The following is a 15,722-nucleotide window of genomic DNA, read 5'->3' on the forward strand; positions in this document are numbered from 1 at the left end:
AGGCGAAGAACCTGGTGTGGCTGCGTTCGCCGCTCGACCTGGGGGCCGCTGGCCGTCCGGTCAAGGCCGCCGCCTGCCGCACGCCGACACCAAAGTGATGATTGACGGCTACGTTTCAGCTAACGCTCGACCAACTTTTGCTTCTCAGGGTCATAAACGACGGAAACGATATCGCCAGTCTGAATCATCTGAATCGCTTGATTGATCACCGGAAGCAGCGCGACGAACCACTCATGTGGATTGTAGGTGCGCCCATCGATCCCAACCTGAGACACCTTCAACCGCACGACCACAAATACCTTGTGCAAGAGGTTTTCCAATGCCGAAGAGCGCAAGTTGTAAACACGATAATCAGCCCCAATCTCTACTGGGGCCATAAGCTAGGTCGGTTCTCTCAATGCAATCGCAACCCGCTGTTTCACCGGATCGCTGATCAATAAGGCCTTCGATGACACGAATGTTCCGTACCAACCCCTCGTAGAGGATTCATGGCGACTAAACAGTCAGGATTCACAAAGTCGCATGGATACAGCGCTACGCCTCTATCGCAAGCGAGACGCTACGACCGCTGACAAACGAGCGGCCTGCACAAACCTGGCGTACATTCTTGGGGATAAGAGACAATTGTTGAAGACCCATCTGCTCACTAACGGCGAAGCCGCCCCCTTCCAACGTGCAAGGTCCCATATAAGTTTGATATTCGACACAGCAATGACCCAAACAAGGTGATCATGATGGAGCATTTCGCGATTGGGTTTTGGTGGTATCGCGCCACGGTACAGCTCATCGAACGGCTGCTGGAACGATAAAGCAACACACTACAAGACAAAAGTTCATGAAAATTTGGGTAAAAGTATTGCCATCTCTTGAATTCTTCAGTAATTTCCTCAACAAAACCAGATTGACAAGAGAATTAAGGAAATGAAGTTGAAGAATACATTCCAAAAAGTCTTTCCCGTTCTTGTTGTAGCCGCAACAATATTCGCTACCCCCACCGGAAGTTTTGCTCTGGAGACCACCCCAACAGTATCCGCCGCATCCCCAGCTGATAGCACGCAAGACAAAAACTTAGTTGGCAATCAAGCTTTAGCAATCCCTGCAAGCGAGGTATCAGAGTCAACAGATTTTGATACTGCGATGGCCACACTGTCTCACTACCTCGTATATCGGGCGGACGGACAACGCCATTTCGACACCGAAAAAGCCAAAGAAGAAAATGCGTCGCATTATTTACTCGTCGCAGGAGAAAACCTCAACCGCGTAGCCGACAATAACGAGGTCATGATATACAGCCTTGAAACGCGCGACATGCCTGGGTATGGAAACTGGTGCGGCCCAGGGCACAGTGGTCCGGGTGCCCCAATCAATACTCTCGACTCTCTCTGCCAAAAGCATGATAAATGCTATGGCTCGCGAGGATACTTCGCTTGCTCATGCGACAGGGAGCTGGTTCAAGGAATTCGTAAAAACCGGGGCAAATTCAATGGAGTCGGAGAAAACGCGATGGCCCTTGCTATTGCTACATATTTCAATTCCGCCCTGTGCAATCCATTAGCATAGTGGATCCCCAACGGTCCGGGAAGGAGAAAGAAATGAACAGGCACAAAAGCAACAAGAGCCTAAAGTTAAGTAAACTTCTCTCAGCTTTACTCTCAACAACTGCGATTGCGTTCCCGTATCTTTTTCCTTCCATTTTTCCGGAAGGGACCATGCCGTATTTCATCATTACCGTACCCATAGGTGTAGCAGCTGGAGTCCTTGCATACAAAAGCCAATCGTGGTTGCTGGTTGCATTCTCTATTCTTGCCGGATTATCCCCTCTACTGTTCGCTTGGATAATTTGGGTTGTTATCAAGATCATATATTTTGTCACGGGCGGTCGCTTACCCAGCGCTGAATGGCTCTAAAGAATTCAGAGCCGCAGCACACCCTCGGCAAACAAAATATGCATGAAATTTCCAGATCCCGCGCCCCCTACTGCGGTGCGGGCTTTCCGCAGCTTTAACCGTAAAGGTGTCAAAGTGAACTGCTCCCCATAAACCGGACTGAAAAATCAGAAACCAGATTGTGGGGAGTTTTTCTATGCATCCAGCAGCAAGTTGAGCCAAGCTCAGCGTGAACAAACAGTGGAACTATTTGAGCAGGGCTATGGCGCTAGAGCGGTCTCTAATCCTCTCGTCTCATACGCTTCGCTAGGTCTATCCTCCCCGGACGCGGCTGCCCTACTTTCGCCCTCATCACCAAGCTCTGGCGAACAGCACATGTCATGTCAGCGCACCTAAGTTTTCCAACGATCATTTCACTGATAGTCGACCTGCGTTTAGTGGAAGACCATGCCGCCGTCGACGATGATGGTCTGGCCGGTGATGTAGTCAGAGTCGGAACCAGCGAGGAAGCCGATGATCTTGGCAACATCCTCAGACTCGGAAAGGCGTCCCAAGGAAGTGTCCTTGGTGAACTGCTCCCAGCCCCACCTCGGCGGGCTTGCCAGCGTTTTCTGCGAGTTCCTCAGCAAGACCCTTCATGAGCGGAGTCTTTACGATACCCGGCGCGTAGGCGTTGACGGTGATGCCGTCGTCCGCAAGGTCACGGGCGGTGACCTGGGTCAGGCCGCGCACGGCGAACTTGGGGGAGCTGTAGAGTGGAATGCCCTTGTTGCCCTTGATGCCGGCCTGGGAGGTGGCGTTGATGATCTTGCCGCCGTGACCGAGCTCCTTGAACTTCTTGGCCGCAGCCTGCGTGCCCCACAGGACACCCTTGTAGTTGACGTTGAAGATCTTGTCGACTTCTTCTTCGGTGATGTCCTCGAGCGGGATCTGCGGAGCGATGCCGGCGTTGTTGACGATGACGTCGAAGCCGCCCGCCTCGGCCAGGACGGCATCTACCCCGCGGTTTAGTCCTCGGCGTCGCCGCCGTCCTCAGCACCGTGTCTGAGGATGGCGTCGCCTCGCGCCTCAAGGTTTTTCTGGGTCTTAGCCTGGGCGCGCGCGGCGACGTCAGAACGCGGCGCTGCCTGGATGTAGTGCTGCGACTCGAGGCCTATCTGCAGCTCCTTCGCCCGCAGAACCTCGGCGTCGAGCTTGAGCCCCAAGATCAGCACGGTATTCATAATCCAGACTGCAACGAACAAAGCCAGCACGGTGCTCAGCGCGCCATAGGCGCTCACGCCTGCAAAATGGCTCAGGTAGAGACCGAAGAGCCACCACACCACGACGTTGACAAGCAGCGTCACCACAGAGCCCAAGGTGATCCAACGGAAGCGCGGTGGGCGCACGTTCGGGGCATAGTGATAGAGAACCGCAATCAGCACCATGACCATCACCACCGTCACCGGAAAGCGCAGCCAGTTCCACACAGGAAGGAAAATGCGCAGCAAGAAATCCACGGCGGATTCCAGATGCAGCGGACGCGAGACGGGTTCAATAAGCCCAGTGATGACGGTATCGCGCAGCAGGTTAGCAAAGACCAAAATCACCGCGCCGACCACCAAGAAGATGGTGAGAACCCACATCATCGCCCAGGTACGCAACAGCCCGCGGCCCTCCACGCGGCCATAGACCATGTTGGCGGTGCGCGAAAAAGCGCGGACGTAACCAGAGGCCGAGAACAAGGAAACCAGCACGGATAAAACCAGCGCTATGGTGCCCTTTGCACTCGAGCCAACGATGGTATTCACGATGTCCGTAGCCTGCGCCGAAACGTCCTGCGGCAGATAATCTTGAATGAGCTGCTCAGTCAGCTGCTCCACCTCTTGCTTCCGATTGGCAAAAAGCAAAGTGGCAATCGAATAAACGGCCAGGACGGTCGGGGCAAAAGCCATAAGCGTGAAATAGGTCATCGCCGCGCCGCGGTCGCCCAGCCCCTCAAGGAAATAGTCCGACCATGTCCGACGCAGCACAAGACCCCAGCTCTCCTTGCGCAGGCGGTTTTTACGCGAGAGCGGGTTTCTCTCCGTTTGGTCGATGTCCAGCACCTCAGTGCTGTGCGGGGGAAGAATCTTGGAAGGCTCCTGCTGGCTCATTTCGCCAGACTAAGCACATTCAGCTAGCTGCCAGAGAAGTGACACCCGTGGCACGCCAAGTAGATACTAGGCTGTTATATATGACTGAACGCAGCAATGTTGAATCCTTCGAGCTGGACCACCGCAACGTCAAGGCCCCTTATGTCCGCGTGGCCGGCCGTACCCCGCTGGGAGGCGGCGCCGAGATCATCAAGTACGACCTGCGCTTCTGCCAGCCCAATGAGGCTCACCTCGAAATGCCCACTGTGCACTCCATCGAGCACATGATGGCCAACTTCATGCGCGATTACACCGATAAACTCATCGGTTTTGCGCCGATGGGCTGCCAGACCGGCTTTTATGCCATCACCAACGGCATGGAGCAAGAGGAGCTGCTCAACGCACTCGAGCACGGCCTCGAGGATATCCTCCACGCCACCGAGGTTCCCGCCGCCAACGAGCGCCAATGCGGCTGGGGCGCCAGCCACTCCCTCGAAGGCGCACAGGCAGCCGCCCGCGAGTTCTTGTCCAAGAAGGACGAGTGGCTCGAGGTTATGGCCTAACCTTTATCCGCGGGCCTTATCTACGAAGCCTTCGTGCAGTTGCGCCAACCGCGCGCCCTGCACGGGCTTTCGGCTTAGTACCTCGTCAACGGCCTCGCACTCCTGCGTGCTCAGCGCAGTGACTGCGAGGTTTTCTTTGATCCGTGCGAGGTTCGTCGAACCGGCAATCGGCACCACGTCCTTGGCCAGCAACCAGCCCAGCGCTATCTCGGAGACGTTGCGGTCAGACACTGCTGCCGCCACTTCCTGCGCCAACTGCTTGTTGGCCGCGAAGTTCGCAGAGTGCAAACGCGGCGAGGAAGAATCATCATCTGGCTCGCTGCGGCCTGCCAAAAGCCCCTTCGCCAGCGGTGAATAGGCCATAAACTCCGCGCCCAATTCGCGGGCTAGCGGGATGATTTCTTCTTCTACGTCGCGGCTGAAGATGGAGTATTCATACTCCAGATACGTCACCGGGCAGACCTTGTTCGCGCGGCGAATGGTCTCCGGGCTTGCCTCGCACAGCCCGAAAGCGGCCACGTCACCTGCATCGATAAGTTCTTTCACTGTGCCCGCTACTTCCTCAATGGGCACGTCTTGGTCCACGCGATGCTGCATATACACGTCCAAGCGCTCCCGTTTTAGCCGGCGTAACGAACCATGGGCGCTCGCGCGAATAACCTCCGGGCGCGAGTTCAAAGCGCCGGTGGGCTTTCCTTCCTTAATCTCCCATCCGAACTTGGTGAGGACGCGGGCGCGGTTGCCCAGGGCGTCGCCAAGCATTTCTTCGCCCGTGAAGGGCCCCTGGATTTCAGAGGTGTCGAAGAGCTCTACGCCTGCCTCCACCGCGCCACGCAGGACATCGACCATCTCGGCGCGACGCGGGGAATCGGGATAGGAGTGCGGAGTCATTGAAGTACAGCCAAGCGCGATCATGGACACCACCGTAGCTGCTTCCCTCGTGTGCGTGTACCTCCCTGTGTAAATAACCTCCTCAAACCGGCCCGATTTCCTGCGCTAAATACACACAGAAGTACGGTGCCGAGCGCACAGCGCTCACCACCGCGCGTTCTCGTAGCGGAAATAGTGATGCCACTTCCACGCTGGCGGCAGCAACTGCCCTCCCCCGCGGGCCACGGCGATGACCTGGTCGACTGCAACCTGCAGATGATGTTCAATCATCCCCGCCGTGAAATGCAGCGGCTTCCACCCGCGCTGCACTGCGTCGTTGAGCTTCTGGCGGTCCAGCTCGAAACGCTGGATGCGCTCACCTTTGTGGTACTCGTAGCCATCTATCTCGATTGCGACCTTCTCCTTGGCCAGCACGATATCCCAGTAATACGGCCCGATGCGTTGGTTGTTGGCCACTACGAGGCAGGCATCGGCAAAGGCTTGGGTGAGAAGACGCTCGTATTTGCTATCACTGCCGATGACGCTACGCTGCATAATCCGCCGTGTGCGCGCGGGAAAGCGCTGGAAATCCTCCTTATAAAAGGCCAGCCGTTGGTGGCCACCCTTGCCGTTGCAGAAACGCTCCAAGAACTCGATGGCTTTGTCTTCTTCCACCATCTCCAGCGCTTGCAGCGGATTGCACGCGTTTAGGCCGTTGACCATATATGGGCCCTTGGGTGTGGCGCGCCGCGTGGAGAAATACGCGCAGGTGCGAGCGTGACGTGCCGCCATGAGCTGCAGCGGAAACTCCAGCTTGCGCTCTGTATAGACCGCAACGGCCGAGCCTCCATCCAGCACGGTGCCAGGATAACGCTCGTTCAAAATCCCCGCGAGTTCGCGCGGGGTGGGTTGGCGCGGCAACGCCAGGCCCGGCGTGATGCGCACGGCTTTGCCCTTCGCCACGAGACGGTCAATGGTGCGCGAGTGTTTCCCCCGAATTGGTTGCAGCATCCTCTACTTCCCCCAAGTGTGCGTGCTCCCCCAAGCACACGGATACCTCTCAATGTAAATAGGCCCTCCAATTCGCGCAATTGGAAGGCCGTATTTTCACACAGCGGTACGTCCTGGGGCAGGACGCCCTAAATGGACACCCCAATCCAGACCGGCTCCGGCACGAGCTCTACGCCGAAGCGCTTGGCGACGCCCGCGCGAATCTCGCGCGCCAACGCCACGATGTCGGAGGCCGTCGCGGCCCCACGGTTCGTCAGCGCGAGAGTGTGCTTCGTGGACAAGGTAGCCGGACCAGCACCCGGATAGCCCTTGGCGAACCCGGCGCGCTCGATGAGCCAGGCGGCCGAGAGCTTTATTTCCTCGCCGTCCGAGCCTGCGAGGACGGCGTGGCGCGGCATGCGGTCTGCGTCCTCGGCGCCGCGTTCGGTGCGCACGATTTCCTGGATGTTATCGGCAACCGCAGAGTCCACGATGGGATTGGTAAAGAAGGAGCCGGCGGACCAAGTGTCGTTGTCGGTTGGGTCCAAGACCATGCCCTTGCCGCGGCGCAGCTGCAGCACCTGCGAGCGCACCTCCGCGACGGGACGGCGCTCGCCCGGGGTCTGTGTGAGCTGGCCAAAGCGCAGCGGCTTGGAAAGCCCATCCGTAGAAAGCTGCAGTTCCACCTCGAGCACGACTGCACGGTGGGTGAACTTCAGGTTGGAGTAGCGATAAGCCAGGTCCAGGTCGGAGGCGGGAACCCACTCATCGGCACCGGTCTCGCGGGTATACAGGCGCACGCGGTTAAGCACGTCCGAGATTTCTGCGCCATACGCACCCACGTTTTGTACCGGCACAGCGCCCGCGGTTCCCGGGATTCCGGACAGGCACTCGATGCCGCCGAGGCCCGCCTCCACGGAAGCGGCAACCACTTCGTCCCAGTTCGCGCCGGCTTCCGCGCGGACCACGCCAGTCTCCGCGTCCACGCTCACCTCAGCGAAGTCGAGGACGAGTGCTACGACATCGATGCCCTCATCGGCGACCAAGAGGTTAGAGCCGCCGCCCACCACGACGAAAGGAATAGAAGCTTGATCCAGTGCCTTGACAGCGGAAATGGCGGCGTCGGCAAGCGTGGCCCGCAAACACAGCTCAGGTTTGCCGCCTACGCGCAGGGTGGTCAGGTCTGCGAAGGTGGTCTCCGTGTCGAGGACGAGGCCGTCGATCGCGGAGAGCTTCTGGGTCATAAATTCATCAAGCACGTCTACCAAGGTAGTCTGTAAAGCATGTCAACCCGTAGCGAAAACACCGTAACGATCAATCAGCCCATCGAAAAGGTTCACCAGGCGCTGCTCACGCAGGGTTACTGGGAGCACATTGTTGCTAACCTTTCTCCGGATCCGGGCCAGGTTCATGATTTCACCAACAACGTAGCCATCCTCTTCGAGGTGCTGCCAACCACCCTGCTGCCTGAAGCTGTCCGCGCCATGGTTTCTCAAGACCTGAAGGTCAAGCGTGTCGTCACCATTGGTGAGCTCAACGGCAATGCTGCCGATGTTAAATACACCGCAGACGTCAAGGGAACCCCTGTTGACTTCGGCGGCGACATCGCCCTGACCGGCGAGGGTGATACCACCACCCTGTCCTACGTCAACGAGATCTCCGTGAAGATCCCGATGATGGGCGCTGCCATCGAGCCGAAAGTTGCCGATGCTCTAGGTGAGCTCTTCAATAACGAGGGCAAGCTGACCGAGCAGTGGATCGCTGACAACCTCTAAACGCTACTTTTAACAGAAATGGCCGATCACGCACATAACCTGCGCGCAAGCGCGAGTGCGGGTCGGCCTTTCGGCGTTATTACCCGCGGTACAACGAATCAGAATCGGTTGCGCCGCTGCGACAGGTGGGTCGCCGCACACCCCTCCATCACGGCTTTGCTGCGGTCCGTGGAGGAGCCGCTAGCTCTCGACGTCGGCTATGGCGCGTCCCATTTCACCACCGTGGAGTGGGCGGGCTGGCTGCGCCGGGTGAATCCACGCGTGCGGGTGACCGGCCTGGAGATTGCGCCGGAGCGGGTGTTGCCGCCGCGCGACGGCGTGACCTTCGAGCTGGGAGGCTTCGAGCTGGCGGAGTATCGCCCGCAGCTGGTGCGTGCTTTCAATGTGCTGCGCCAATACGATGTCTCCCAGGTTCCCGAGGCATGGGAAGAGGTTACCTCGCGCTTGGCCCCTGGTGGTTTCTTCGTGGAAGGTACCTGCGATGAGCTGGGCAGGCTATCCACCTGGATCCTGCTCAACCGCGAAGGCCCGCAGAGCCTGCATTTGGCATGGGATCCCTTCAACGTGGAGCGTCCCTCTGACTTAGCGGAACGCCTGCCCAAGATACTTATCCACCGCAACATTCCGGGCGAGCCGATTCATGAGCTTTTGCAGGCCGCCGACCGCGCATGGGATCACGCCGCGGGGTGGGCTCCCCACGGGCCTCGTGTGCGCTGGCGAATGGCGCAACAGGCGATGATTGATGCGGGGCTGCCCGTGCATCCGGTGCGCAGGAGAATGCGCGATAGCGTCTTGAGCGTTAACTGGGAAGTCGTTGCGCCAAAGCTGTGAAGCAGGTTGCCCTCATTGGCGCTGTGAGTTCACATAAGTAACACTGGTAGGTATGGCTCAAAAGAAGACGTCTCTGGCTTGGAAAATACTCATCGGAGTGCTCGTGGCATTCCTCGTTCTCATTTTGCTGGCGGAGTTCGGCCTGCGCTGGTTCATGGGCAACCAAATGAAAGACCAGTTCGCCCAGGCCGCCAAGGACCAAGGAATTGAGTCCCAGGAGGATCCGAACATTAGCTTCGGCACCACTCCTATCCTGCTTGGACTATTCGGTGGCAAGCTCAGCGAAATGAACATGGAAACGCCGTCCACGCTGCAGATCGACGGCACCGAGATCAAGGGCCAGCCGGCTACCAACGTCCACATCGAAGACATGACGCTGTCCGATGACCCGGTGGCAGGCTCCCTCCGAGCTTCCACCAAGGTTCCAGATGATTACCTGTTGGCCACCTTCCAGAAGGGCATCGCAGACGAGTCCGGTAGCGAACAGGTCGGCAACTTGGTGGTCACCAACATCACGGCTAACGACGCCGAGAATCTTCTCGACGTCGAGTTCGCCGGCGGCCTCGCCAATCTCGCGTTGGAGCCGAAGGCGCAGGACGGCAACCTGTCGATCACGGCAAAGAACGCCTCCCTGCTGGGCTTCGACTTGCCGAAGGAAGCAACCGACGCCATCTCTACTGCGCTGCAGAAGGGCATGAAGGATCAGTTCATCGGCGAGGGCTTGAGCGTCGACGAAGTGGATGTGGCTGACGGCGAGCTCAACCTCACCATCACTGGCCAGGACGTGCCGATGAGCGAGCTGGGCAGCGCCGCCAATGCGGCGGGCAAAGGCGCGAAGGAAGGCGCCCCAGCACCCGCGCAACAAGGCCGCTAAAAGGCGTTTTCACTTAGGCTAGCTCGCGGGCCAGACCTCGGCAGGCAACAAACCTGCCGGCTGGCCCGCGAGCTTTTCTTGTAATTGCTCGGCTTGGGCAGGCGAGGAATAGATGAGTTTATCGAAGCCCGCCTGCGTCGCAGCTTGCGCCGCGGTGAGAGCATTCTCGCTCGCGGGAAGGATAAGCCCAAGCTGGGCCGGCTGCGGGCAGGCCTCGCGGACGGTGATGAGATCGGTGAGCAGGCTGGTGGCGTCGCCAAGCAGGGCGTCTACCGCGACCCATACCTCCGCGGCGCCAGACTGCACCGCCAGGCGCGCCTCGGAGGCCTTGATGAGGCTATGGTGGCGGCCGGTGGGATAGCCGGCGACGGTGACCACGTGGGCGGCGCCCTGTGCGGCAAGCACGTGCGTGGGCGCGACGAGCACGGCCTCATCCGGCTGCGCGGCGGCGCGGACGTCGTCGAGAGCGGCGTTTAAGAGATTGCGCATCTTAGTAGCTGTAGTCGCCGTTGACGATGGCCTTGAGCTGCGGGCGGACGTCGAACCAATAGACGCCGGTCACGACTGCGCCAATCCACGGCAGGAAAGAAAACGGCAAGTTCAGCGCCAGCGCGGAAGCTGCCAGCATGCCCACCCAGGTCCACTTGCTCTTGCGGTCACCGGCGCGGTAGGCATCCTCGCGAGTGGTGGCGGCGAGGGTGGCGCCAACAATGGCGAAGATGCTCAAGAAGGTAAAGAACCACCCAGCTGCGTGGTTGAGAAGGTAAATGATGATGTCCATAGGTATCCCAGCCTAGCGGGCCGGGCCAAACGGATTCTCTTCGCCTTCTGCAATGACCTCGCCGTCGATGATGTTGCCGTTTGCCGAGGTAGAGCCGGAGCGCTTTTCCTGCACGCTGGCAATCGCATTCTCGACGCCCTCGCGGCCTTCCTCGTAGGCCGCATTAAAGTCCTTGCGGGCACGGGCGAAAGCCTCGGAGCCACGCGCCTCACCGGCGGCGTTGCTGACGCTTTTTCCAAGGCCGCGGGCGGTGCCGGTGACCTTGTCGAGGAAAGAGCCTTCCGGTTTCGGCTGCTGCGCGTGCTCTGCCTTCACGCGGCCAGAAAAATCCTTGGCGGCCTCAAAGCCGGAGGCGCCTGCGGTCTTCAAAGAATTAACGAAGGAATTAGCCATTATTTTTCTCCTTTAAGCACCAAAGACGAGGTGATTTACGGTGTAGATAACCAATCCTGCCAGCGTTCCCACAACCGTGCCATTCAGGCGGATAAATTGCAGATCCTTGCCCACCAAAAGCTCGATATTTTCGGCGGCTTCGGTGGCGTCCCAGCGCTTGATGGTCTCAGGGATGATGCTGATGATGTCGCCGGCGAAATTCTCCGCCGCCCAACGCGCGGCCTTATCCACGATTTCATTCGCCTTGTCCCGGAAGCGCGGATCCTGCTGTATGCGCACGCCGAAGTTCTGCGCTTCGGCCGCGATCTTGGTGCGCAGGAAGGATTGCGGTTCGCTCGCCTGCTTGGCGACGCCCGCCCTAAAGGCCTCCCACGCCGCCCCCGGCATGGCTTGTACCTGCTCGGAGTTCATCATCTCCTGCTTGATGCCCTCAACGCGGGCGACCATCTCGGGGTCGTCCTGCAGGCGCCGTGCAAACAGCTCCAGGTTGCGACGGATGGACTGCCGCACGGCATGGTTCTTGTCATACTTGACCTCGGAGGCCCACTCCACGATGGAGACGTAAACCTTGTCACCGGCCATGCCGCGGGCGAAGCGGGGAAGCCAAGCCGGCATCTTTTCGTCGACAAGCTCGATGACTTCGTTTTCAAGGGTGAGGACTTTGGCATGCGCCCAGTCAATGAGGTCGTCGACAAGCGGCTCTGCTTTGCCGTCGGCGATGTAGCCTTCCAGCAAACGCCCTACCGGCGGCCCCCACTCGGGCTCCAGCATGCGGTCGAGGATTTGGGTGCGGATGAGATCCTCGGCCTCGGCGGAATCGAAACTATTGACAGCGCGTGCCAGGATCTCGGCTGCCTTGTGCGCGGCTAGCTGCGAGTTAGGCTCCTGGGCCAGCCAGGCGCCGGCCTTTTCGGGAATGTTGTTTTCCGAAATCTTCGCCGAGAGGGCGTCCGGGGTGAGGAACTGCTCCTCCACGAAGGTGCTCAAGGCCTCGCCGACCTGATCCTTCTTCTTCGGAATGAGCGCCGTGTGCGGAATCGGGATGCCCATGGGGTGGCGGAAGATGGCGGTAACCGCGAACCAGTCAGCCAAGCCGCCGACCATGCCGGCCTCCGCGCCCGCGCGCACAAACCCCACCCAAGCCGGAGCATTCGCGTCCTGATGCTGCCACCAGGAACATGCGAAGAAGATGACGGCAGCCAAGATCAAAAGGCCGGTGACACCCCACTGGTACTTGCGTAGCGTGCGGCGACGCTCGGCGACGTCGGCGGGATTGGGGCCTGGTACGGCAATGCTCATGTTGGCTGTGACTCCTTTTGTTGCTCCGTATAACTGTACTAACGGATTCAGCGCGCGGCCTCTTCCCTGGTGCAGATAGGCAAATGAAAAGCGCCCCTAGCCTCCATCGAGGATGGCTAGGGGCGCTTGTGGCAGGAATGCTAAGTTCGCACCAGCTTAGTTGATACGACCGGTCTCAGAACGGTACTGACGATAGTAACGACGACCGTAGTGGATGAGACCAACGCAAGCGACAGCAATGACGACGAGCAGGGCAGCACCGACGATGATGGAAATCTTGGAGCTTTCCTGGCCCACGCCGTACTGGAAGGCACCAGCGCCGAGGCCCCAAATCAGGGTGCCGGCTGCCGGCAGCAGAGAAAGGATCAGGCCCATGCCGACCCAGGTGGAGGTGCGCAGCAAAGAAGAGTGCGGTGCGCCGAAGGATACTGGGTCGTATCCCTCAATGTAAGAGTCCTGGATCTTGCCGGAGAACTCCGGGTAGGTCTCACTTGCGTGATCAGCAACTGCGTGGGTGTTGTCGCTCATGGCTGAAACTTTCTCTCGTTCCTGTTATTCCTGTGAATGACTATATCTTAGTCGTCCTTGCCGCGGAAAGCAGCACGTGCACGTTCGCGGGTAACTGCGGACACAGCGGTCAGCGGAACGCCTGCTGGGCAGACGTCAGCGCATTCGCCGTAAAGGGAGCAGTGACCGAAGTTCTGCTCGAGGTCATCGACCATGTTGCGTGCACGACGGCCACGCTCTTCCTTGCCCAGCGGCATGAGGGAAAGGTGAACCAGCTTCGCGCCGGTGAACAGGTGAGCTGCACCGTTCGGGCAGGATGCCACGCAGGCACCGCAGCCGATGCAGGCAGCGTGGTCGAGGGAGTACTCGGCGGTCTCGTGGTTGAGGTGCAGGGTATCGGCATCCGGAGCGGTGCCGGCGTCCATGGAGACGTAGCCACCCTGCTCCATGACGTGGTCCAGCTTGGAGCGGTCCACGATCATGTCCTTGATAATCGGGTATGCGGCAGAGCGGAATGGCTCCAGCTTGATCTTGTCGCCGTCCTTGAACTGGAACAGGCGCTGCTGGCAAGCCGGGGTGTTCTGGCCTGGGCCGTGTGGGCGGCCGTTGACCAACAGACCACAGGTACCGCAGATGCCCTCACGGCAGTCGGATGCGAATGCGAAAGGCTCGTTGCCAGCCTCGACCATGCCCTCGTTGACGTGGTCGAGCAGCTCCAGGATGGACATCTGCTCGGCGGCGTCGTCAACCTGCACGGTCTCGAACTTGCCTTCTTGCGTCGGTCCGGCTTGACGCCAGATCTCAAGTGTCAGTTTCATTACTTGTAGTTCCTTGTCATCAGCGGGATCGAATCAAAGTACAGCGGCTCTGCGTGGCGGATGAACTCGCCAGCGTTTGCGCCTGGCTCCCAGGCAGAAACGAAGCACCAGTTCTCATCGTCACGCTCAGCCTCGCCATCCTCGGAGAGGTGGTCGTCACGGAAGTGCGCACCACAGGACTCGTCGCGGTCCAGTGCGTCAACACACATGAGCTCGCCCAGGTCGATGTAGTCAGCAACGCGCAGACCGTACTCGAGAACCTGGTTCATGTCGTTAGCGTTGCCGGTGATGCGGACGTTAGCCCAGAATTCCTCGCGTAGATCGCGAATCTTCTGGATAGCGACCTTGAGGTCCTCGACGTTACGGGAAACGCCGCAGCCCCAGTAGAGAATCTCACCGAGCAGGCGGTGGTAGTGAGCCGGGCCGTGCGGGTCATTGCCACGCACTCCCATCAGACGGTCGATGCGATCTTGTGCGCGCACAACGGCCTTCTGTGCCTCGGCCGAATCCTCAGCCAGCTTGTCCTCACCGAGGTGCTTAGCCAGGTAGTTAGGAACCGTAAATGGCAAGGTGAACCAGCCGTCGACGGATGCGGACAGCAGGGAGTTAGCGCCCAGGCGGTTCGCACCGTGGTAGGTCCAAGAGCACTCACCGGCGGCGAACAGGCCGTCGATAGCGGTCATCTCGTTGAAGTCGGTCCACAGGCCACCCATGGTGAAGTGGCAGGTCGGTGCGATACGCATCGGGGTCTCGTATGCGGACTCGCCGATTGCCTCTTCGTACATCTCGATGAGGTTGGAGTAACGCTCACGGATCTTGTCCTTACCCAGACGCTGGATTGCATCGCGGAAGTCCAGGTAAACGGAGTTGTGCAGCGGTCCGACGCCCAGGCCCTTGTTGATCTGCTGGGAGATCGCACGGGATGCAACGTCACGCGGAACGAGGTTGCCGAAGGCCGGGTAACGGCGCTCTAGGAAGTAGTCGCGCTCTTCTTCCGGAATCTCGTTGGCGGGGCGGTCGTCACCTTCCTTGATCGGGGACCAAATGCGGCCGTCGTTACGCAGCGACTCGGACATGAGGATGGTCTTGGACTGCCACTCGGAGTTGACCGGAAGACCCGTCGGGTGGAACTGGATGAATGCCGGGGAAGCCAGGTATGCGCCGTGCTCGTAAGCACGCATCATGGCGCCAGCATTGGAGTTCTTAGCCAGGGTGGACATGTGGTAGACGTTGCCGTAGCCGCCGGTACCGAGGATTACTGCGTGGCCGGTGAAGGCCTTCAGCTCGCCTGTAATCAGGTTACGGGTAACGATGCCGCCCGCGCGCTTCACACCATTGTCGTTGTAGGTGATGATGTCCTGCATGTCGTGGTGAGCGAACAGCTCCACGTTGCCCAGGCCAATCTGGCGGTACAGTGCCGAGGTGGTAGATAGCTGCAGCTGCTGGCCTGTTTGACCACGGGTGTAGTAGGTACGGGAAACCTGAACACCACCGAAGGAGCGGGTTGCCAGGGTGCCGCCGTACTCGCGAGCGAAAGGAGCACCAATGGCGTTCATGTGGTCGATAACGCGAACGGACTCATATGCCAGGCGCCAGCAGTCGGACTCGCGGCAGCGGTAGTCGCCGCCCTTCACGGTGTCCTTGGTGTGGCGGTATGCAGAGTCGTTGTCCACCTTCTTGTGGCGGGAGGAGTTGACGCCGCCCTGCGCAGCGATGGAGTGCGCACGACGTGGGGAATCGTGGTAGGTAAAGACCTTCACGTTGTAGCCCAGCTCGCCCAGGGCGGCAGCTGCGGAACCGGCCGCCAGACCGGTGCCTACCACGACAACCTCAAACTTGCGGCGGTTGAGCGGGGAGACCAGATCCATATGATCCTTCTGGTAGCTCCACATTTCCTTCATCGGAACGCCGTGCGGCTCGTGGGACTCCAGGATGCGACCTGCGGTGACGCCCGGGACAATCGACGTCGGGTGCGAGAACTTCGGGTGCTCGCGCTTGAGTTCAATGTTAGTCATTTTTAA

At 59.4% G+C, this 15,722-nt stretch carries 20 protein-coding genes; 6 read left to right on the forward strand and 14 right to left on the reverse strand.

Annotated features, from left to right (window positions below; all coding sequences use genetic code 11):
* Nucleotides 1–119: 119 nt before the first annotated feature.
* Entirely contained in the window at nt 120–377 is a 258-nt protein-coding gene (locus HMPREF2935_RS04390; RefSeq protein WP_061920320.1) for a hypothetical protein, read from the reverse strand.
* A gap of 544 nt (nt 378–921) precedes the next feature.
* Between HMPREF2935_RS04390 and HMPREF2935_RS13335 the strand changes: the two genes are divergently transcribed.
* Together HMPREF2935_RS13335 and HMPREF2935_RS04405 are read left to right on the forward strand one after the other, a co-directional pair.
* Entirely contained in the window at nt 922–1,560 is a 639-nt protein-coding gene (locus HMPREF2935_RS13335) for a phospholipase A2 family protein (protein WP_201040627.1), read from the forward strand.
* Nucleotides 1,561–1,592: 32 nt separating this feature from the next.
* Nucleotides 1,593–1,907, forward strand: a complete 315-nt coding sequence (locus HMPREF2935_RS04405) for a hypothetical protein (RefSeq protein ID WP_070456777.1) — start codon at nt 1,593–1,595, stop codon at nt 1,905–1,907.
* A gap of 413 nt (nt 1,908–2,320) precedes the next feature.
* Here the strand turns inward: HMPREF2935_RS04405 and HMPREF2935_RS13525 are convergent, their stop codons facing one another.
* From HMPREF2935_RS13525 to HMPREF2935_RS04415, 3 genes are read right to left on the reverse strand one after another with little or no spacing between them, the layout of a single operon-like run.
* Nucleotides 2,321–2,440 (reverse strand): SDR family oxidoreductase, encoded by a 120-nt coding sequence (locus HMPREF2935_RS13525; protein ID WP_160330552.1) that lies wholly within the window; start codon nt 2,438–2,440, stop codon nt 2,321–2,323.
* On the reverse strand, nt 2,418–2,873 hold the full coding sequence (locus HMPREF2935_RS12640; RefSeq protein ID WP_082778537.1) for an SDR family NAD(P)-dependent oxidoreductase: 456 nt from the start codon (nt 2,871–2,873) through the stop codon (nt 2,418–2,420). The genes HMPREF2935_RS13525 and HMPREF2935_RS12640 overlap by 23 nt, the downstream gene beginning before the upstream one ends.
* A 20-nt stretch (nt 2,874–2,893) precedes the next feature.
* Nucleotides 2,894–4,021 carry a YihY/virulence factor BrkB family protein gene (locus HMPREF2935_RS04415; RefSeq protein WP_061920296.1) on the reverse strand — a complete coding sequence of 376 codons (1,128 nt, stop codon included), beginning with the start codon at nt 4,019–4,021 and terminating at the stop codon, nt 2,894–2,896.
* An 80-nt stretch (nt 4,022–4,101) separates the two neighbouring features.
* On the opposite strand from HMPREF2935_RS04415, the gene HMPREF2935_RS04420 reads away from it, so the two are divergent.
* Nucleotides 4,102–4,563, forward strand: coding sequence for an S-ribosylhomocysteine lyase (locus HMPREF2935_RS04420; protein ID WP_062036065.1), 462 nt, complete (start codon nt 4,102–4,104; stop codon nt 4,561–4,563).
* Nucleotides 4,564–4,566: 3 nt separating this feature from the next.
* Here the strand turns inward: HMPREF2935_RS04420 and HMPREF2935_RS04425 are convergent, their stop codons facing one another.
* The 3 genes from HMPREF2935_RS04425 to HMPREF2935_RS04435 all read right to left on the reverse strand — a co-directional run bounded on the left by HMPREF2935_RS04425 (nt 4,567) and on the right by HMPREF2935_RS04435 (nt 7,682).
* Nucleotides 4,567–5,478 carry an aldo/keto reductase gene (locus tag HMPREF2935_RS04425; RefSeq protein WP_070456774.1) on the reverse strand — a complete coding sequence of 304 codons (912 nt, stop codon included), beginning with the start codon at nt 5,476–5,478 and terminating at the stop codon, nt 4,567–4,569.
* 120 nt (nt 5,479–5,598) lie between these two features.
* Nucleotides 5,599–6,444, reverse strand: a complete 846-nt coding sequence (locus HMPREF2935_RS04430; RefSeq protein ID WP_083291021.1) for a PDDEXK family nuclease — start codon at nt 6,442–6,444, stop codon at nt 5,599–5,601.
* Between the two features lie 128 nt (nt 6,445–6,572).
* Nucleotides 6,573–7,682, reverse strand: a complete 1,110-nt coding sequence (locus tag HMPREF2935_RS04435) for a UDP-N-acetylmuramate dehydrogenase (protein WP_070432511.1) — start codon at nt 7,680–7,682, stop codon at nt 6,573–6,575.
* 24 nt (nt 7,683–7,706) lie between these two features.
* On the opposite strand from HMPREF2935_RS04435, the gene HMPREF2935_RS04440 reads away from it, so the two are divergent.
* Genes HMPREF2935_RS04440 through HMPREF2935_RS04450 form a run of 3 tightly spaced genes read left to right on the forward strand, consistent with a single transcriptional unit; the run spans nt 7,707 to nt 9,903 of the window.
* On the forward strand, nt 7,707–8,198 hold the full coding sequence (locus HMPREF2935_RS04440; protein WP_061920287.1) for a DUF2505 domain-containing protein: 492 nt from the start codon (nt 7,707–7,709) through the stop codon (nt 8,196–8,198).
* An 18-nt stretch (nt 8,199–8,216) separates the two neighbouring features.
* Nucleotides 8,217–9,029, forward strand: a complete 813-nt coding sequence (locus HMPREF2935_RS04445) for a class I SAM-dependent methyltransferase (RefSeq protein WP_070732091.1) — start codon at nt 8,217–8,219, stop codon at nt 9,027–9,029.
* A 52-nt stretch (nt 9,030–9,081) separates the two neighbouring features.
* Nucleotides 9,082–9,903, forward strand: coding sequence for an LmeA family phospholipid-binding protein (locus HMPREF2935_RS04450; protein ID WP_061920283.1), 822 nt, complete (start codon nt 9,082–9,084; stop codon nt 9,901–9,903).
* An 18-nt stretch (nt 9,904–9,921) separates the two neighbouring features.
* Here HMPREF2935_RS04450 and HMPREF2935_RS04455 read toward each other — a convergent pair whose 3' ends face one another.
* The 7 genes from HMPREF2935_RS04455 to HMPREF2935_RS04485 all read right to left on the reverse strand — a co-directional run bounded on the left by HMPREF2935_RS04455 (nt 9,922) and on the right by HMPREF2935_RS04485 (nt 15,716).
* Nucleotides 9,922–10,392, reverse strand: a complete 471-nt coding sequence (locus HMPREF2935_RS04455; RefSeq protein ID WP_061920281.1) for a hypothetical protein — start codon at nt 10,390–10,392, stop codon at nt 9,922–9,924.
* Between the two features lies 1 nt (nt 10,393).
* Nucleotides 10,394–10,684 (reverse strand): DUF2516 family protein, encoded by a 291-nt coding sequence (locus HMPREF2935_RS04460; RefSeq protein WP_070732093.1) that lies wholly within the window; start codon nt 10,682–10,684, stop codon nt 10,394–10,396.
* A 12-nt stretch (nt 10,685–10,696) separates the two neighbouring features.
* Nucleotides 10,697–11,077 carry a hypothetical protein gene (locus HMPREF2935_RS04465; RefSeq protein WP_070732095.1) on the reverse strand — a complete coding sequence of 127 codons (381 nt, stop codon included), beginning with the start codon at nt 11,075–11,077 and terminating at the stop codon, nt 10,697–10,699.
* 12 nt (nt 11,078–11,089) lie between these two features.
* Entirely contained in the window at nt 11,090–12,376 is a 1,287-nt protein-coding gene (locus HMPREF2935_RS04470; protein ID WP_070518604.1) for a DUF445 domain-containing protein, read from the reverse strand.
* A 156-nt stretch (nt 12,377–12,532) separates the two neighbouring features.
* The gene (locus tag HMPREF2935_RS04475; RefSeq protein WP_062036087.1) at nt 12,533–12,904 is read right to left on the reverse strand and encodes a hypothetical protein; all 372 of its coding nucleotides are present in this window, start codon (nt 12,902–12,904) and stop codon (nt 12,533–12,535) included.
* Nucleotides 12,905–12,951: 47 nt separating this feature from the next.
* A complete protein-coding gene (locus tag HMPREF2935_RS04480; protein ID WP_070432508.1) occupies nt 12,952–13,701 on the reverse strand; it encodes a succinate dehydrogenase/fumarate reductase iron-sulfur subunit in 750 nt (249 codons plus the stop codon).
* A complete protein-coding gene (locus HMPREF2935_RS04485) occupies nt 13,701–15,716 on the reverse strand; it encodes a fumarate reductase/succinate dehydrogenase flavoprotein subunit (protein ID WP_070732096.1) in 2,016 nt (671 codons plus the stop codon). The genes HMPREF2935_RS04480 and HMPREF2935_RS04485 overlap by 1 nt, the downstream gene beginning before the upstream one ends.
* Nucleotides 15,717–15,722 lie beyond the last annotated feature (6 nt).

The organism is Corynebacterium sp. HMSC076D02 (assembly GCF_001813815.1).
In the GTDB taxonomy this organism is placed as follows: Bacteria; Actinomycetota; Actinomycetes; order Mycobacteriales; family Mycobacteriaceae; genus Corynebacterium; species Corynebacterium simulans.

Bases quoted from the DNA above. Each gene is read 5' to 3' on its own strand.
- HMPREF2935_RS04480 (WP_070432508.1), bottom strand. From the start codon at position 13,701: ATGAAACTGACACTTGAGATCTGGCGTCAAGCCGGACCGACGCAAGAA.
- HMPREF2935_RS04450 (WP_061920283.1), top strand. From the start codon at position 9,082: ATGGCTCAAAAGAAGACGTCTCTGGCTTGGAAAATACTCATCGGAGTG.
- HMPREF2935_RS04390 (WP_061920320.1), bottom strand. From the start codon at position 377: ATGGCCCCAGTAGAGATTGGGGCTGATTATCGTGTTTACAACTTGCGC.
- HMPREF2935_RS04430 (WP_083291021.1), bottom strand. From the start codon at position 6,444: ATGCTGCAACCAATTCGGGGGAAACACTCGCGCACCATTGACCGTCTC.
- HMPREF2935_RS04455 (WP_061920281.1), bottom strand. From the start codon at position 10,392: ATGCGCAATCTCTTAAACGCCGCTCTCGACGACGTCCGCGCCGCCGCG.
- HMPREF2935_RS04420 (WP_062036065.1), top strand. From the start codon at position 4,102: ATGACTGAACGCAGCAATGTTGAATCCTTCGAGCTGGACCACCGCAAC.
- HMPREF2935_RS04460 (WP_070732093.1), bottom strand. From the start codon at position 10,684: ATGGACATCATCATTTACCTTCTCAACCACGCAGCTGGGTGGTTCTTT.
- HMPREF2935_RS04405 (WP_070456777.1), top strand. From the start codon at position 1,593: ATGAACAGGCACAAAAGCAACAAGAGCCTAAAGTTAAGTAAACTTCTC.
- HMPREF2935_RS13335 (WP_201040627.1), top strand. From the start codon at position 922: ATGAAGTTGAAGAATACATTCCAAAAAGTCTTTCCCGTTCTTGTTGTA.
- HMPREF2935_RS04470 (WP_070518604.1), bottom strand. From the start codon at position 12,376: ATGAGCATTGCCGTACCAGGCCCCAATCCCGCCGACGTCGCCGAGCGT.
- HMPREF2935_RS04415 (WP_061920296.1), bottom strand. From the start codon at position 4,021: ATGAGCCAGCAGGAGCCTTCCAAGATTCTTCCCCCGCACAGCACTGAG.
- HMPREF2935_RS04465 (WP_070732095.1), bottom strand. From the start codon at position 11,077: ATGGCTAATTCCTTCGTTAATTCTTTGAAGACCGCAGGCGCCTCCGGC.
- HMPREF2935_RS04445 (WP_070732091.1), top strand. From the start codon at position 8,217: ATGGCCGATCACGCACATAACCTGCGCGCAAGCGCGAGTGCGGGTCGG.
- HMPREF2935_RS04425 (WP_070456774.1), bottom strand. From the start codon at position 5,478: ATGATCGCGCTTGGCTGTACTTCAATGACTCCGCACTCCTATCCCGAT.
- HMPREF2935_RS04475 (WP_062036087.1), bottom strand. From the start codon at position 12,904: ATGAGCGACAACACCCACGCAGTTGCTGATCACGCAAGTGAGACCTAC.
- HMPREF2935_RS04440 (WP_061920287.1), top strand. From the start codon at position 7,707: ATGTCAACCCGTAGCGAAAACACCGTAACGATCAATCAGCCCATCGAA.
- HMPREF2935_RS04485 (WP_070732096.1), bottom strand. From the start codon at position 15,716: ATGACTAACATTGAACTCAAGCGCGAGCACCCGAAGTTCTCGCACCCG.